The organism is Kordiimonas sp. UBA4487, assembly GCF_002389025.1.
Classification (GTDB): Bacteria; Pseudomonadota; Alphaproteobacteria; order Sphingomonadales; family Kordiimonadaceae; genus Kordiimonas; species Kordiimonas lacus.
Map to the genome: position 1 here is coordinate 74,190 of NZ_DGNR01000004.1, position 14,911 is coordinate 89,100.

Genomic DNA, 14,911 nt, shown 5'->3' on the forward strand with positions numbered 1-14,911 from the left:
GAAATCAACAGTGCTGCAAATTCGTAAACTCTGCAACAGATGGATGCTATACCAGAATTGGGGCGACATAACGGCCCGGGCGCAGCATTCTCTAGCGCCCCTCGGTGCCGCGCTCCGCCCCCGCCATCGTCAGCTTGCTGAGGTAAAGGCCAACAAGGCCCTTCTCACTTGGCACTTGGGCGCGCACCGGCATCAGGCGGTCGCCCTCGCCCATGGCCATCAGCCACACTTTTGGCGAGACATCATCAAGGTCCACTGTCTGGCGGCGGCCCCGCGGGCCACGGGTGACCATTTTTTTCGGCTTTTCTTCCTTCAGAAGCTTACCGGCCACGGTTGTGGTCCTGAGCGCGCATTCAAAAGCCTGCCCGGTGATGGACGAATGCTTGGACTGGCTCAGCATCACGGGCGTGGCCGCGCAGCCCAGCTGCCAGTCCACCACGGCTTCCCCGTCAAAGCTTCTGAGCAGGATCGGCTGGCCCATGTCCTCCGCGCTGAAATTCACCGGGTTCTGCATCAGGGACACGAAAAGTGACGCCGGGTCGGGCCCGGTTTTCATCTCGTCCGGCACGGCCTCGCGCGCGTTTTCCTTCAACCAGTCTTCGGGGCGTGTGGCTTCAAAGGCGGCCAGCTGGCCGTCGGCACCGTACCGAAGTTTTTGCGAAAAGGCATCGCCGTCCCAATAGCCGTCGGCATCCAGTGTTTCGGGCTGTACGCCGCCGTCCGGCAACAATTGCCCGGATATCTCAAAAGTGCCGTGCCCACCGGTGGCCATTTTCAAGAGGCCATGGGTCTTGATATTGATGCCCAGGAAATAGCGGCCATCATTCAGTTCCGTCACGGTTTCCGCCGTCGAGACATGAAAACCCTTCCAGATTAAATCATAGGTGGCCTCAATTCTCTCGGGCGCTGCAAATGTGGGGGTGGTAAGGCCGAAAAGGCCAAAGGCGGCAAGGGACAGCAAAAAGCGCATGGTACGATCCTCGTAACAAGTGTGCTCCCTTACCAATCTCTATATTCAAGAATAGGGCCAAAAATCTGGTTAAGAAGTGCAGACAATTGTAGGGGTCAGCCCCACACCAGCGGCAGCAGCACCGCTGTGGCGAGGCCATTTGCGGTCATGGCGAAGGCCGCCGCCGCGCCCATGGTGCGTGAGAGGCGCACGGCCTCAGCGGTGCCAATGGCGTGCCCGGCGGTGCCGAGCGCGAGCCCGGTGGCCACGTCATCATCCACCCCCAGCGCGCGCAACAGCCCCGGCCCCACGAGGGCTGCAAAAAGCCCGGTGATCACCACCACCGCCGCGGCGATGGAGGGCACGCCGCCAATGCTGCCCGCCACCGTAACAGCCATGGGCGTGGTGATGGATTTGGTGCCAAGGCTGGCGATGATTTCCGGGGAAGCCTGCAAAAGCATAGCGGGCACCAGCGCGCTCATGACTCCAGCAATAGATCCACCGGCCACAGCGGCCAGGACCGCACGTTTGTTGGCTTTCACAGCGCCCCAGCTGCGGTAGAGAGGCACCGCCAGCCCGACCACCGCCGCCGCCAGGAACATGCGGAAGAATTCGGTATCCGCCACATAGGCCTTGAGGCCCTCCTCATTGAGGCTGAACCAGCCCATCAGCACCACAGACGGCAACAGGATCGGGTGGGCATAGGCCCGTTCACCCGCCCGGCCATAAAGCCAGTTGGCGGCCACAAACAGAAGGGCGGTCACAGCCGGCCACAGGGCGACCGGGGTGGTCATGCCTGCTCCTTCCCGCGCACCAGCGCCCGGTAAAGAAAGGCCGTGACCAATAGGCCAACAAGCGTGCTGGCACTGACCGCCAGCACAAGCACCAGCGGCGCCGACAGCGCCAGCGCCTTAGCGTCCAGAAGCGCCACAATCGGCGGGATGAACAGAAGCGGGAAAATCCGGATCAGCGTGTCCGAGCCTGCGGCGATCACGTCGGGCACGTCGCGCCACGCCAACAGGAAGGCCGTGAGCATCAGGAGCCCCAGAATGGGCGCGGGCAACGGCAGCGCAAAGGTGCGCACCAGAAAAGCGGCGCCATACAGAAACGCCATCAGGATCAAGATACCAACCAGCGACCGCGCCACAAAACCTCCCGCACAACAATAAGGAACGGGATAAACCCTAGGGCTTATCCCGCTGCCGTCAATGCCCTTGTTCCGGGTTTGCTAGCCTGCGCGGACGCGGGCCAGGAAGCTGTCTGTCTGGTTTGTCAGCGTGCCTGCAAGCGCCTCAAGCTGCTCGATCGCCGCCAGCACGCTCACAGCTGCCTCCTCGCTTGAGCGCGCGCTGCCTTCGACCGACTGCGCGTCCTCTGCCGCGGTGCGGGTGCCCGCAGACGCCTGCTTCACCGAATTGGCGATATCGTGGGTGGCGGCGTCCTGTTCCTCGACCGCCGCTGCAATGGCGCTTGACCCATGGTTGATGGACTTGATCACCTCTGCGATCGAACGCATGGCCGCCACGGCGCCTTCGGTGGCTTCCTGCACGGCGCCGATGCGTTCGTGAATGCCTTCGGCGGCCTGCGCGGACTGGCCCGCCAGGTTCTTCACCTCGGTCGCAACAACGGCAAAGCCCTTGCCCACCTCGCCTGCGCGCGCGGCCTCGATGGTGGCGTTGAGCGCGAGGAGGTTGGTCTGTTCCGCGATTTCAGTGATCAGATGCACCACACCGCCAATTTCCTGCGCCCGTTCCGATAGTAGCGCAATCTGACTGGAGACCGCTTCGGATTTCTCCACCGCTTCGCCTGTCAGCCGGGTGCTTTGGTCCACCTGTTGGGCGATCTCGGACGTTGAAGAGGACAGTTCCGTGGCCGCACCTGAGACCGACTCCACATTGTTCGAGGCATCCATGGTGGCGCTGGCGATGCGGGCCGCGCTGTCCATGCCGGTGCGGGCCTGCGCCTGCATGTGGGCAGCGGTTTCCTTGATGGAGACAGACATGTCAGCCACCTCGCGCACGATCTCCTGCACACTGCCTTCAAATTCCTGCGCCAACGCTTGCAGCATGGCGCGCTTTTCTTCCGCCAACCGGGCTTCCTGGTCGGCCTGTTCGGCCCTCAACGCGTCGGCCTCTTCTTTCGCGGCCAGCGCTTCAAGGGCTGCGGCCTTGGCCTCATCAGCCGCACCATTGGCGCGGTCTTCAGCTTCGCGGGCCTTCTCGGTTTCCGCCACGGCGAGCGCATGCTGGTCCTGCACCTGCACAAACAGGCCCTGCACCAGGTTCGTGACCCAGAAAAGCCCGGCAGACAGCACCAGGAAGGCCACGGCTTCAAACCCGGCTTCCAAGAGGCCGCTTTCGGCCCCCAGCACATAGGCCGGCGCCACCAGCGTGCCCACAAGCACATAAAGCACCGTCGCCCCGCTGGCCGTTGCCAGCGTGCGCCAACAGAAGGTGGACGACAGCAGCGCAATCACGGTGGCGAAATAGAGATGCACATCCTTTTGCCAGGCGTGGCCTTCATACAGCGCCACCAGCGCGCCGGAGGTCAGCACCATGGCCACCGCCAGCACCATGCGCCCCACCCGGGGTGGCGACGCCAGCTTCACAGCCGCGGTCGCCAGCGCGGAAAGCCCCGCGATGATGCCGGTGATCAGCCACATATCGTCGCTGCCGGACCACCAGCCATGCACAAGCGCCGCCGGCACGTGCGCCCACAGAAACAGCACAAGAATTTGCACGACCCGGGCGCGGATGCCGTCAAGGCCTTCGAATGTCTCGTTCATCAACTAACCCCCAATACATATGTTTGGTTGAAACCTGTTTGGCACCATAAAAACGGGCCGGTAAACGAAGCGTAAACCACTGCCGCCTGCCCAAGCGACCGATTGACGCAGCTGGTCATCCCTTCCTTGCCATCCGTTCTTGCCTGCCATCCATTCAACTCAATGGGCCTTGACGCAATGCACCACGGCACCATTTCAGATGCATTAAGGGAGACTAAATATGTTCAGGATTTTCTTTGAGGACATTGACGTAGGTCAAAAGGATGCATTTGGCAGTTATAAGGTGACAAAAGAGGAAGTCATCGACTTCGCGTCCAAATATGACCCCCAGCCTTTCCACCTGGATGAAGAGGTCGCCAAACAGTCTGTCTTCGGCGCGCTGTGCGCATCCGGCTGGCACACCTGCGCCATGATGATGCGCATGATGGTGGACCATATGAAGGACAAGGGCCTCGCTGGCCTTGGCAGCCCCGGCATTGACGGCATTGAGTGGAAACGCCCCGTATTCCCCGGCGATGTGCTTTCAATCGAAAGCGAATATACCGCCAAACGCGACAGCAAAAGCCGCCCGAACCTCGGTTTGGTGAAATCAGCCTACAAGGTGAAGAACCAGAATGGCGAGGTTGTGATGACCATGCGCGGCAACGCCATGGTCGCCAAAAGGGGGTAGGCGGCGTTCGGGTAATGGGGGTTGAATATAACGCTGATTTACCGCCGGAAAAGACCTATCGCCGCCAGGTAATCTCGCCTCCGGTTTCGGCCTCCAGTGCATCCAGGCGCCTCAGGCTGTCGGGTGACCAGGTGGTCGCCACATCATAGAAAACTTCAGCATATGGATCGTCCGGCGGCAAGATAACCCAATCCTGCTTGCTCGATGTGAAGATATGAACGTCGGGCGGCATGAGGTCTGGATTGTCGAGCGACCCAACCCGAATGAAGCGAATACGCTCCTTCAGCCCCCCCATAAAATAATTGCTCCACATCGCCACCCGGCATTTGGGGCAGCGGGCGATCGTTTGCCCCTTCCCGCTTGGCGACGCAACATCGATTTCCTCAACATCGCCTGCAACCAGCTTGACGCGATCAGCTTCCACCAGCGCATTGACGGCGAAGGCGGAGCCAGACTGTCGCTGACACCAGCTGCAATGGCAGCAATGGACAATCATTGGTTTCGAACTTACCTGATAGCGTACATGGCCGCATGTACAGCCCCCGTCACACGGAAATGCCTCATCGATCACTGAATCCTCCCTAGCTGGTCCGTCGCCAGTGTAGCATGCCTGGCCTTGCCGCGCTCAGCCTTGTTTTCCTGACAGGGGAAACATGACCGTATTTGGCACATCAATCCAGAGCAATCCCCGGGTATCGGCAACCCGTTGGTCTCCGTATGTCTTATCTCATACCACGTCCAATTGTCTCGCAACCTTTGGTAACGAACGCTTTACCTGCGATCGTGTAGACTGGTCTATTCAGGCACATGTAGGGAGTTGAACAGTAAAGGATACTGACATGCCCCTCCATAACTGGCGTATATGCATCCTGCTGGTTGCGTGCCTGTCCGTACCGGCACGGGCGCAAGACCCTGATGTTGGCAGCCTCACCTTCTGTACCGAGATCTATCCACCGCTCAACTATGAGGAAGGCGGCCAAGTTACAGGGATTGCCCCGGATGTCCTGATTGAGATGTTGCAGCGCCTTGATGCACCCCAGCCCCGGGCAGATATTGTAGTGCTGCCGTGGGCGCGGGCCTATGCGCGGGTGGAGAGTGAGAAAAATACTGTTCTGTTCTCAACAGTTCGGACACAGGCTCGCGACAGTGCCTTCAAATGGATTGGCCCCATCGCCCCGGCTGACATTTCGGTCATTGCAAAAAAGGACCTGCGGGCCGACATCCGGACAATAGATGACTTCAGTCGGTATGTTGTAGGGGTAATCAATCAGGACGTTGCGCACATTGCCCTGATGGATGCGGGCGCAAAGCCGAAGTTTGTATATGATGTACGTTCTCCGATGAACGCCATCCCCATGTTGGAGCGTGGCCGATTGGATCTTTGGGCTTCGGGGGCGACTGTGTCGTTTTGGCTTATCCAGCATCATGGCTATTCGCCTGCAGCATATGAAGTCGTCTATACGCTTGAGCAATCCGACTATTATTTTGCAGTGAACAAACAGACAGATGATGCTTTGGTAAAAGCACTGTCGGCAGCCTTTGAGGATGTGAAGCGAGACGGCACCCTGAAGAAAATACTGGCGAGATATTTGTCTGGCGGCGTAGACAACTTGCTATACCGTCGTGGCAGATAGAGTGATCCTGTAGACCGCTTCGCGTCGCAATCTACCAGCCCGCTAGGCCGCTTTCACGCGCTTCCGGCCCCTGCCCTTCAGCCGGAAGGCCATCAGGCCAAGGTAGATGGCGCCGTAGGCGAGCGGCTCGAACAGGAAGCGCCGCCCGAACCTGGGGCTGGTGAAATCCATCTATCATGTGGAGAACCAGAAAGACGAGGTGGTGATGATCGTCAAGGGCAACGCCATGGTGGCCAAAAGAGGGTAGGCGGCCGCTCCCTTGCCTTCAACAGTATGTCCCTCTATGAAGAAGGAAGTTACTGATGGGGACCTCTATGATCTTACGTGCGTTGACAAGCTTGTTTCTCGCCATTTTTCTGGCATCAAATACTGGTCGAGCTGAGGTCCCACCTCCTGTTATAGAATTTGTCAGCATTGATCGCGCTTTCTCAATCTCCCGGCAAACCGATACACAAAACTTGCTCAAGCGGCTGCAGGAAGCCCCGTTAGGTGACGATGATATTCGCCAGGAACTTATTGACAAAAAGGATGAAATTCCTCCGGCCTTCCTTTTTCACCTGGCAGAACGCACTTTCCCGATCAATAAAACCCAAGCCATTGAATGGTACTGGCTGGGGTTCATTCGCGCTCGCCTAGATGCAGTGCTTTGTGCTGATACAACCGCGGCGCAAGGCGTAAGTTTTCTTCCCGGGTTTGCCAGGTCTGTCTCAAAGTATGTTCGAGACAACCCAAAAGATGCTGGCGAAGCCGGACTGAGGGTGTTGAACGGCCCAGACTTATTGGCGAGCAAGGCTTCGCCGTGGTGGATATGCTCCCATGGTATCCGCGCCATGAATAATGCCATTAAAGGGGCACTGAGGAAGAAATTATCTCCAGAGGAAGTTGAAGCATTAGGTCTGCCACTGGGGACCGACCCGGCAGAGGCACTAGCTTGGCTTATCCCTGAGGCGGAAATGGCCGCACGATACAAAAAAATATTGGACGGTACCCGATCAACCTTCGAAAGGCTAACCCAGCCAACAGAGGAAACTGTTGAAAAACTGACATTGAAAGCGGTCCCAAACCTGATTTCGACCGATCGCGCTATCGTGAATCTCTTTTGGGCGAATGATGGTAGCCTGCTTTTACTTGAGAGTATTCCAAGGGAGCCACGCGTGCTCCATAAATGGGATGGAACATCACTCGAGCCAATGTACGAAGACATTGGCATCAGGTTCTGTTTCGCCGATGACTATATATCCTACAGCCCCAAACCACTCCAAAAAGACGGCCCAAAACCCAAATACGACCCCACGGCGCCGAAAAAACTGACAATCAAAGAAGGGCGTTTAGGCAGGCGACTAAAGACCACCGAAGTAAAATACACTGAACGCTCAGTGGCATCAGGTGGTTTCCAATCCGGACCCGCCCGCAGTCCCGGCTTTGCCCGTCTTGGTCAAAGTTCTCTCACGTGTAAGTGGATAAGGACACCAGACAGTGGAGACCTCCCGCAAAACGCCAACATAATCATGGACCTGGGACGCCGCCGAGGCTTGCTGGAATCGGTGAAAGACGGGACCTATCACTATCCGTTCCAGCAAACCGAAGCGGTGAAAATCTCTGATCAAACTTTCCCGCTACGCTGCATGAAATATTTGCACTTCGCAGACGCTATTCAGATGCTGGCCTGCCCCTACGCCTATGTCGATTACAAAGGCAGGAAGCAAGGCCAAGGACTGAAGAATGTTTCCTTGCTTCGTGTCCAGAACGAAGTCGCGAACCTTGAAACCATCAACTTCGACGAAATTCCCGGAGAACGTGGAAACACACAAACCCTGTACACCAAACGCGGCATCATAAGACTGATGCCTAGCAGGCATACAGTCGTTGGTAAAAAAGCCGGAGGCCTGTATGTTTGGACAGACGGGCAGTGGAAAAAGATTTGGGAGGGGTTCCCACTTTTCGGCGACGTCAGTGCAGATGGCTGCCATATTGCTTTCAGCGCAGGGGACAGGCCCAACGGCATGCAAAAAGTGACAGAGGTTCGGGCACTGGACATATGTGAAGCCTTGCCCAGAGCGGGTTAGGCTCCATCCAGCTCAACTTCTGCGCCGCCCCTTCAACCGGAACGCCATCAAGCCCAGATAGATGGCACCATACACCAGCGGTTCGAGCTGGAAGCCCTTGCGCATCATGAAGAAATGGATCACCGCCAGCGGGGCGATGATGTAGACGAGCTTATGCAGCTTCTGCCAGCGCTTGGCGCCCAGGCGTTTGATCATGCCCTTGGTGCTGGTGATGGCCATGGGGGTGAGAAGCACAAAGGCGGTCATGCCCACGGTGATATAAACCCGCTTCATGATATCCGCCCACAGGCCTGCCCAGTCCCACAGAAGGTCCAGCCACAGGTAGCTGAGGATATGGGTGCAGACATAAAAATAAGCGAACAGCCCCAGCATGCGCCGGAACAGGATCGGCTTCGGGGACTTGAGGATTTTCGAAAGCGGCGTGAGCGCGAGGGATATCAGAAGGAAGCGAAGCGCCCAGTCCCCCGAAAAGCGGTTGGATGTCTCATTGGGGTTGAACCCCAGGTCATGCGGCTGGCCGGCGAACGCCTGCCACCAGTTGAAGGCAAGCCACGCGAAGGGGATAAGGCAGGCGGCAAACACGATGGGTTTGCCAAAGCGCCTGAGGTTTTGAACACTGACTATCTGCATTAAATTTCCTGTATCGCACCATCAGGCATAGGCTTGGTCTTTCTCATCAAGCACGTCATGCCGTGCCCTGCCGCAGGCAGGTTACGACACGGCATCCAGAAACAATAAAGTGTCTTCGCCTTTGGCGAGGGCTTTGTGCGTTTCCTGGACCCCGGATCGTCTCCGGCGCATACGCGCCGGGTCCGGGGTGACACATAACAGCCGGCATCAATAATATCTCTTCAGGTCCATGCCGTCATACATATGCGCCACCTGCTCCTCGTAGCCGTTGAACATCAGCGTCTTCCTTTTGCCGAATTCGCCGATGCGGCGCTCTGACGCCTGGCTCCAGCGCGGGTGGCTGACGGTCGGGTTCACGTTCGAATAGAAACCATATTCTTTTGGCGCAGATACGTTCCAGCTGGTTTTCGGTTCCGTGTCGGTGAAGTGGATGCGCACGATGGATTTGATGGACTTGAACCCATATTTCCACGGCACCACAAGGCGGATGGGCGCGCCATTCTGGTTCGGCAGTTCCTTGCCGTAAAGGCCGACCGCCAGGAAGGCGAGCTCGTTCATCGCTTCGTCCATCCTCAGCCCTTCGCGGTAGGGCCAATCCAGCACGTTGAAGAAGCTTTTCACGCCCGGCATCTGGTCTTTGTCTGCCAGCGTTTCGAACGCGACATATTTAGCGCCCGACTGCGGCCCGTATTTCTTGAGCACGCTTGAGAGCGGCACGCCGATCCATGGGATCACCATCGACCAGGCTTCGACGCACCTCAGGCGGTAGATACGTTCCTCGAGCGCGTTATAGTCGATCAGGTCCTCAAGCGCGTAGGTGCCGGGCTTGTCCACCATGCCGTCAACGCGCACAGACCACGGCGCCACCTGAAGCCGCCAGGCGTTCTCGGACGGGTCGCCCTTGCCGGTGCCGAATTCATAGAAATTATTATAGTTGGTCACCGCGTCATAGGGCGTCGGTGTTTCGCCGGGGTCGAAAGCGGTTTTGGCGTGCGGCAGGGTCTTGAGCGACCGGTCTGTCGCGGCCTGAAGCGCGCCGGTGCCCACCAGCGCCGCCGCACCCACAAGCGCGCCGGCGCCCGTCATGAAGCGGCGCCTGTCCAGATACACCGCCTCGGGGGTTACGTCATTTTCGCTTAGGCGCCAGCTTTTCGTCCGCTTGATCAACATCTCATACTCCGGTTGTTTGGTACCTAATACCTAGCAAAGCTTTTGATCCGGTCCAGTCACGCTTTGGTGCGCATGATGTGAGCTGAGGCCTGGAGCGCCATGGTGTGCGGGCCACACAAAACTTGAAAACTGCCTGTTCGAGTCAGGAATATCTGATCCAGATGTACCATGAAGGCGTAAAGTAACAGCCAAACGTGTATTCTTTTCCTTGAAAAGGCTTGCAAAAGGCCCGTCATTCGCTAACTATTTGGACACAAATCGGGGGGTCGGCTGCGAGAAAAAATACGGGAAACCGCCGTATTCCATTGCATTCCAGACCAACAGTGATGCGGGCAGCCCATTGGGCATACCTGTGGCGCTATCCCGGCAATAATGGGTTTTCGCCAATGGATTTGGCCTGAAGTTTAGGGTTTAGAAGGCCAGTAACTGAATGACGACCGCGCTCGAACAGCTTCAACATTCGAAAGCAACGCAGCAGCTGATTCAATTCTGGCTGAACCTGCCACGCCCTGAAGGCAGCGTATGCCCAAGGCGGTCAGACTTTTCGTCAGCCCAGATCAACGGTTCCATTTCTGAAGTCTTCCTCAGCGAATGGGAAGACGCGGAAATCCTCCGCGTGGTGCAGGCAGGAACTGTGCTGGACCGCCATATCGGCATCGATATGACCGGCAAGAATATCTTCGATATGACGCCCGAGGAACTGGTGGAAGACGAGCGCGCTTATTATAAAGCGCTCAGGGACCAGCCCTGCGCCGGCATGATTACCCGCAGCATGATCAACTTTGCCGACGTGCCGTTTGTCTATCGCACCATCCAGCTGCCGCTTCTGGACCCGTTCGGCAACGTCCGTCATTTTGTCGGCACCGGGGTGGTGCTCAAGGAAGAAGACATCGAACGGGAATTCGGTCGCCGCTGCTTCCGCCGCACCCGGCTCGTCGAACGCCACTTTTTCGATATCGGTGCCGGACTGCCGCCACCGGAGAAAGCCGGTCAGCTGAGCCAGGGCGGCCCGCTGCATTCGCCAGAACCAAGAGATTAGCCCCCCTTTCCGCCGAATGAAAAACGGGCACTACCTGTGTGCCCGTCGTGTGCCCTTTTGGGTGTTCTGTGCCCTACCCGGGCGCCCTCAGCGCTGAAAGTCGTACACGCTGCCGAGCTTCAGGATTTGCGTCAGCTCATCCATTGCTTTGAAGCTTTCCTCCATCAGCTGCGGATCAGCCAGATCCTCAATCGCCACCCGGTCCCGGTAATGCTTGTTCGCCCAAACCTTCAGTGTTTCCAACAGCTTATCGTCCAGAATGCTGTTTGATCCCATGGCCGAAATATCGTCGTCTGACATGGCAACACGCAGGCGCAGGCACGCCGGCCCGCCGCCGTTGCGCATGCTCTGACGCACGTCCAGATAGTCCGCGTGGCGGATCGGCCCGCCTGAGTTAACCAGCTGATCCACATAAGCTTTTGTGGATGGCGTCTCTTCAACTTCGGTCGGTAGGATGAGTGTCATACCGTCTCGGGATGGCGCAGAAATCAGCTGGCTGTTGAACAGGTAGCTTTTCACCGCGTCGCCAATCGGCACCGCGCTTGAGGGTACGCGCACGAACTGCATTTCCACGTCGCCCATCGCCGCCTGGATGTCGCGGTCCAGCTGGTCCGGGTTCTCGAACGCCTGCTCATGATAGAAATGCACATTCTTGTTCGACACCGCCACCACGTCATTATGGAAAGCGCCAGCGTTGATCGCCGCCGGATTTTGCCGCACAAACAAGGTCTTATCGACTTTTGTCGCATGCATGCGGGCGATGGCCCGGCTGGCTTCTTCGGTCTGGCGGCCCGGGTATGTCAGGTCTGCGGCATTCTCGAAGGCGCCCCTACCGTAAACATAAAGCGCCACGCCCGCCTCGCCATAATCAGCGCAGAAACGGCTGTGGTTGGCCGCGCCCTCGTCGCCCATGTGGGTGCCGCCGACAAGCGGATCATGGTGCGCGAACCGCTCACCTTCCGGGAACATCACCTTGAGGATACGCGCCGTCACCCGTGCTTCGATCGACCGGTGGTACATGGCCGCCAGGTTCGCGGGGGTAAAATGGGTCTTGCCGTCGGCTGTGTCCGGCGCCGGGCTGATGGTGGCCGCGTTCGCCGTCCACATGGTGGCCGAAGAGCACACATTGGCCATCAGCGCCGGGCTTGCTTTCCAGGCCGCGGCAACCATCTCGGCGTCCGTGCCGGTGAAACCGTGGTCGCGAAGCGTCTTCAGGTGCGGGCGGTCGTGGGGCGGCAGAACGCCCTGTGTCATGCCCAAACTGCGCAGGTGGTTGGCTTTCTCAAGCCCCTGCAACACGCCTTCGCGCGGGTTGGCCACCATGCCCTTGTGCTTCGCCGATGCCACGTTGCCGTAGGAAAGGCCCGCATAATTGTGGGTTGGGCCAACGATGCCGTCAAAATTTACTTCACGCCAAGCCATCAGCCTTCTCCTTCACTGAAATTGAGGCCGGTGGGCAGTGCGCCTACGGCTACCTTGCCGTCTGCCTGCTCCATCGTGGCCACGCCGTAGGAGCAATAGTCCGCGGCATAATAGGCACTTGGCCTATGGTTGCCTGACAGGCCGATGCCGCCGAACGGTGCCGTGGAAGCGGCGCCCGTCAGCTGCTGGTTCCAGTTCACAATGCCAGCCTTGGCCCGCGGATAGAAGGCGTCATAGTTCTTACTGTTGTCGGAAATCAGGCCTGAAGCCAGCCCGAAGCGGGTGTTGTTGGCCTCACGGATCGCAGCCTCAAAATCCGGCACGCGAATGAGCTGCAGGAACGGGCCGAAGACTTCTTCGTCTGGCCGGTCAGCAACATCTGTCACATCCATCAGGCCCGGCGCGAGGTAAGCGGCGCCGCGGTCCAGGCGTTCCACACGGCGGATGACCTTGCCGCCAGCGGCTTCAAGGGCTTCCTGCGCCTTCAGAACATTGTCTGCAGCATGGCCGCTCACGACCGGCCCCATATAGGGTTGCGGGTCGTCGTTCCAGGCACCGACGGTGATGCCGTCGATGGCGCGGGTAAGTGTCTCGATAAAGGCGTCGCCTTCAGCGCCCACCGGTACGATCAGGCGGCGCGCGCAGGTGCAGCGCTGGCCCGAGCTGATAAAGGCGCTCTGTACCGTCATCACGGCGGCAGCGGCGTGATCCTCCACTTCATGGACGATCAGCGGGTTGTTGCCGCCAAGCTCCAGCGCCTGAATGACATTCGGGCGGTCCACCAGTTCGCGGGCGATGATCTGGCCGGTGCGGGCGCTGCCCGTGAACAGGAGGCCATCGATTTGTTTGTTGGCGATCAGCGCCGCGCCCGTGTCGCGCGCGCCCTGCACCAGGTTCAGGACACCCTTCGGCAGCCCGGCATCATCCCAGCATTTCACCATCAGTTCCGCCACGGCAGGCGTTAGCTCGCTGGGTTTGAACACGATTGTGTTGCCCGCGATCAGCGCCGGTACGATATGACCGTTCGGCAGATGACCGGGGAAATTATAGGGCCCAAAGACGGCCATCACGCCGTGCGGACGGTGTGCGAGCTTGGAGCGGATCGCGCCGTTCACCGCTTCCTTAAAGCCCGTGCGCTCATCGTAAGCCTTCAAACTGATCTCAATCTTGTTGGCCATGGCCGTGGCTTCGCCGGTGGCGTCCCAAAGCGTCTTGCCGGCGTCCTTGGCGACCAGCTCTGCCATCTCGGCTTTGCGCTCGCCCAGAATTTCAGCGTAGCGGCGGGCGATGGCAACGCGGTCCTCGAACGGGGTCATCGCCCAGCCATCTGCCATACGTGCGGCGGCGGCCACAGCGGCGTCGACCTGCTCTGCCGTAGCCTCATTTCCGGTCCAGATCACCGCGCCGTCAGCGGGGTTTACCGAACGAAATTCTTCACCAGCGCCCTCTGTCCAGGCGCCGTCGATAAAGTGTGTCATGTTTGAACTCCTTACTCTGCCAGCTGCGCCGGTACACGGCGGCCGATGGGTGCGTAAAGGATCGGATCCCCCGCCTTCAGGTTCAACGCGCTTGCCGCTTCCTCCGGCACCCAGATGCCGCTGGTGCCTTGAACCACATTGGTCAACACCACGCGAAAATCGTCAAGCGACGGGTTGCAGGCCATATGAAGCGGGTCATGCCCGCCGCCTTCAACCGTGCCCCCGAGCTCACCCGCAACGCTTTTGCGGCAGGTCCAGATACCGCGCTTATGCACTTCAAGCGCAGGGCCGCCATCAAAGATGTCGACCGAACGGGAGAAGCGGAAACCTTCTTTCTTAAGAAGTTTGATCGCCGGGCGCGCGCTGTCGTGCGGTTTGCCAATCACGGCCTTGGCTTCTTCCGGCAGCAGTGCCGTATAAATCGGGAACTTGGGCATCAGGTCAGAAATGAACTGGCTGTTGCCCATGCCGTTGATGCGGTCTGCGGTCTTGAAATCCATGCCGAAGAAATGGCGGCCCAGAGCTTCCCAGAAGGGCGAGTTGCCGTCTTCGTCCACCCAGCCGCGGATCTCGGAAATCACCTGGTCGGAGAAACGGTCCGGATGCGCTGCCATAAGAAGATAGCGCGCCTTGGACATCAGTTTACCGAGGTTATCGCGGCGATAGTCTTCATCCAGGAACAGGGTTGCCACTTCGGTGGCGCCAACGAAATCGTTGGACAGCTGCAGCAGTTCCGTGTCAACGCGCATTTCCGGCTCGTGGCTCACCTGCGTCTGATGCAGGATGCGGTAACTATAGAAAGGCTTGTCGAGGCCCACACCCACGATCAGGGCACTGGTGCCAACAATCTTGCCCTCTTTCGGGTCTTCCATCACCAGGAGATAGCTGGCTTTCTTGTTCATGTCCGGCGTGTTTGAGAAGGCCTCCATGGATTCCCTGATTTTTGCCTCAAGCGCCTTTTTATCGACAGGCAAGGTCGTCAGACCCGTGCCTGTTTTTTTGGCGAGCGCCTGCAGGCCATCAAGATCTTTCAATCGTGCTGGTCGCACCACATACATGTGCCATATC

Annotated in this window: 15 protein-coding genes; 4 read left to right on the forward strand and 11 right to left on the reverse strand. The window is 58.6% G+C overall.

What is annotated here, in order from left to right:
• Positions 1 to 91: 91 nt before the first annotated feature.
• The 4 genes from B3Z17_RS04080 to B3Z17_RS04095 all read right to left on the reverse strand — a co-directional run bounded on the left by B3Z17_RS04080 (position 92) and on the right by B3Z17_RS04095 (position 3,734).
• Positions 92 to 970 (reverse strand): DUF3108 domain-containing protein, encoded by an 879-nt coding sequence (locus B3Z17_RS04080; RefSeq protein WP_286828654.1) that lies wholly within the window; start codon positions 968 to 970, stop codon positions 92 to 94.
• Between the two features lie 95 nt (positions 971 to 1,065).
• A complete protein-coding gene (locus B3Z17_RS04085) occupies positions 1,066 to 1,743 on the reverse strand; it encodes an LrgB family protein (RefSeq protein ID WP_286828655.1) in 678 nt (225 codons plus the stop codon).
• Positions 1,740 to 2,096 (reverse strand): CidA/LrgA family protein, encoded by a 357-nt coding sequence (locus B3Z17_RS04090; RefSeq protein ID WP_286828656.1) that lies wholly within the window; start codon positions 2,094 to 2,096, stop codon positions 1,740 to 1,742. The genes B3Z17_RS04085 and B3Z17_RS04090 overlap by 4 nt, the downstream gene beginning before the upstream one ends.
• Before the next feature lie 81 nt (positions 2,097 to 2,177).
• Positions 2,178 to 3,734 (reverse strand): methyl-accepting chemotaxis protein, encoded by a 1,557-nt coding sequence (locus B3Z17_RS04095; RefSeq protein ID WP_286828657.1) that lies wholly within the window; start codon positions 3,732 to 3,734, stop codon positions 2,178 to 2,180.
• A gap of 220 nt (positions 3,735 to 3,954) precedes the next feature.
• Here B3Z17_RS04095 and B3Z17_RS04100 point away from each other — a divergent pair, with 220 nt between their 5' ends.
• The gene (locus B3Z17_RS04100) at positions 3,955 to 4,404 is read left to right on the forward strand and encodes a MaoC family dehydratase (RefSeq protein ID WP_286828658.1); all 450 of its coding nucleotides are present in this window, start codon (positions 3,955 to 3,957) and stop codon (positions 4,402 to 4,404) included.
• A 55-nt stretch (positions 4,405 to 4,459) separates the two neighbouring features.
• Here B3Z17_RS04100 and B3Z17_RS04105 read toward each other — a convergent pair whose 3' ends face one another.
• On the reverse strand, positions 4,460 to 4,975 hold the full coding sequence (locus B3Z17_RS04105; RefSeq protein ID WP_286828659.1) for a GFA family protein: 516 nt from the start codon (positions 4,973 to 4,975) through the stop codon (positions 4,460 to 4,462).
• 268 nt (positions 4,976 to 5,243) lie between these two features.
• On the opposite strand from B3Z17_RS04105, the gene B3Z17_RS04110 reads away from it, so the two are divergent.
• Positions 5,244 to 6,038, forward strand: a complete 795-nt coding sequence (locus B3Z17_RS04110; protein ID WP_286828660.1) for a substrate-binding periplasmic protein — start codon at positions 5,244 to 5,246, stop codon at positions 6,036 to 6,038.
• Positions 6,039 to 6,080: 42 nt separating this feature from the next.
• Here B3Z17_RS04110 and B3Z17_RS04115 read toward each other — a convergent pair whose 3' ends face one another.
• Positions 6,081 to 6,209 carry a hypothetical protein gene (locus tag B3Z17_RS04115; RefSeq protein ID WP_286828661.1) on the reverse strand — a complete coding sequence of 43 codons (129 nt, stop codon included), beginning with the start codon at positions 6,207 to 6,209 and terminating at the stop codon, positions 6,081 to 6,083.
• Between the two features lie 143 nt (positions 6,210 to 6,352).
• Between B3Z17_RS04115 and B3Z17_RS04120 the strand changes: the two genes are divergently transcribed.
• Positions 6,353 to 8,104 carry a hypothetical protein gene (locus B3Z17_RS04120; RefSeq protein ID WP_286828662.1) on the forward strand — a complete coding sequence of 584 codons (1,752 nt, stop codon included), beginning with the start codon at positions 6,353 to 6,355 and terminating at the stop codon, positions 8,102 to 8,104.
• A gap of 12 nt (positions 8,105 to 8,116) precedes the next feature.
• Here B3Z17_RS04120 and B3Z17_RS04125 read toward each other — a convergent pair whose 3' ends face one another.
• Together B3Z17_RS04125 and msrP are read right to left on the reverse strand one after the other, a co-directional pair.
• Entirely contained in the window at positions 8,117 to 8,734 is a 618-nt protein-coding gene (locus B3Z17_RS04125; protein ID WP_286828663.1) for a sulfite oxidase heme-binding subunit YedZ, read from the reverse strand.
• Positions 8,735 to 8,941: 207 nt separating this feature from the next.
• Positions 8,942 to 9,904, reverse strand: coding sequence for a protein-methionine-sulfoxide reductase catalytic subunit MsrP (msrP, locus tag B3Z17_RS04130; protein ID WP_286828664.1), 963 nt, complete (start codon positions 9,902 to 9,904; stop codon positions 8,942 to 8,944).
• A gap of 430 nt (positions 9,905 to 10,334) precedes the next feature.
• On the opposite strand from msrP, the gene B3Z17_RS04135 reads away from it, so the two are divergent.
• The gene (locus B3Z17_RS04135; RefSeq protein ID WP_286828665.1) at positions 10,335 to 10,943 is read left to right on the forward strand and encodes a PAS domain-containing protein; all 609 of its coding nucleotides are present in this window, start codon (positions 10,335 to 10,337) and stop codon (positions 10,941 to 10,943) included.
• Between the two features lie 87 nt (positions 10,944 to 11,030).
• Here B3Z17_RS04135 and astB read toward each other — a convergent pair whose 3' ends face one another.
• Genes astB through B3Z17_RS04150 form a run of 3 tightly spaced genes read right to left on the reverse strand, consistent with a single transcriptional unit; the run spans position 11,031 to position 14,901 of the window.
• On the reverse strand, positions 11,031 to 12,365 hold the full coding sequence (gene astB / locus B3Z17_RS04140; RefSeq protein ID WP_286828666.1) for an N-succinylarginine dihydrolase: 1,335 nt from the start codon (positions 12,363 to 12,365) through the stop codon (positions 11,031 to 11,033).
• Entirely contained in the window at positions 12,365 to 13,843 is a 1,479-nt protein-coding gene (astD, locus tag B3Z17_RS04145; protein WP_286828667.1) for a succinylglutamate-semialdehyde dehydrogenase, read from the reverse strand. The genes astB and astD overlap by 1 nt, the downstream gene beginning before the upstream one ends.
• A gap of 11 nt (positions 13,844 to 13,854) precedes the next feature.
• Entirely contained in the window at positions 13,855 to 14,901 is a 1,047-nt protein-coding gene (locus B3Z17_RS04150) for an arginine N-succinyltransferase (protein WP_068303489.1), read from the reverse strand.
• Positions 14,902 to 14,911 lie beyond the last annotated feature (10 nt).

What these genes read in the sequence shown, in the direction of transcription:
- B3Z17_RS04080 (WP_286828654.1), bottom strand. Translation starts at nt 970, where the DNA reads ATGCGCTTTTTGCTGTCCCTTGCCGCCTTTGGCCTTTTCGGCCTTACC.
- B3Z17_RS04085 (WP_286828655.1), bottom strand. Translation starts at nt 1,743, where the DNA reads ATGACCACCCCGGTCGCCCTGTGGCCGGCTGTGACCGCCCTTCTGTTT.
- B3Z17_RS04095 (WP_286828657.1), bottom strand. Translation starts at nt 3,734, where the DNA reads ATGAACGAGACATTCGAAGGCCTTGACGGCATCCGCGCCCGGGTCGTG.
- B3Z17_RS04100 (WP_286828658.1), top strand. Translation starts at nt 3,955, where the DNA reads ATGTTCAGGATTTTCTTTGAGGACATTGACGTAGGTCAAAAGGATGCA.
- B3Z17_RS04110 (WP_286828660.1), top strand. Translation starts at nt 5,244, where the DNA reads ATGCCCCTCCATAACTGGCGTATATGCATCCTGCTGGTTGCGTGCCTG.
- B3Z17_RS04115 (WP_286828661.1), bottom strand. Translation starts at nt 6,209, where the DNA reads ATGGATTTCACCAGCCCCAGGTTCGGGCGGCGCTTCCTGTTCGAGCCG.
- B3Z17_RS04120 (WP_286828662.1), top strand. Translation starts at nt 6,353, where the DNA reads ATGATCTTACGTGCGTTGACAAGCTTGTTTCTCGCCATTTTTCTGGCA.
- B3Z17_RS04125 (WP_286828663.1), bottom strand. Translation starts at nt 8,734, where the DNA reads ATGCAGATAGTCAGTGTTCAAAACCTCAGGCGCTTTGGCAAACCCATC.
- msrP (WP_286828664.1), bottom strand. Translation starts at nt 9,904, where the DNA reads ATGTTGATCAAGCGGACGAAAAGCTGGCGCCTAAGCGAAAATGACGTA.
- B3Z17_RS04135 (WP_286828665.1), top strand. Translation starts at nt 10,335, where the DNA reads ATGACGACCGCGCTCGAACAGCTTCAACATTCGAAAGCAACGCAGCAG.
- astB (WP_286828666.1), bottom strand. Translation starts at nt 12,365, where the DNA reads ATGGCTTGGCGTGAAGTAAATTTTGACGGCATCGTTGGCCCAACCCAC.
- astD (WP_286828667.1), bottom strand. Translation starts at nt 13,843, where the DNA reads ATGACACACTTTATCGACGGCGCCTGGACAGAGGGCGCTGGTGAAGAA.
- B3Z17_RS04150 (WP_068303489.1), bottom strand. Translation starts at nt 14,901, where the DNA reads ATGTATGTGGTGCGACCAGCACGATTGAAAGATCTTGATGGCCTGCAG.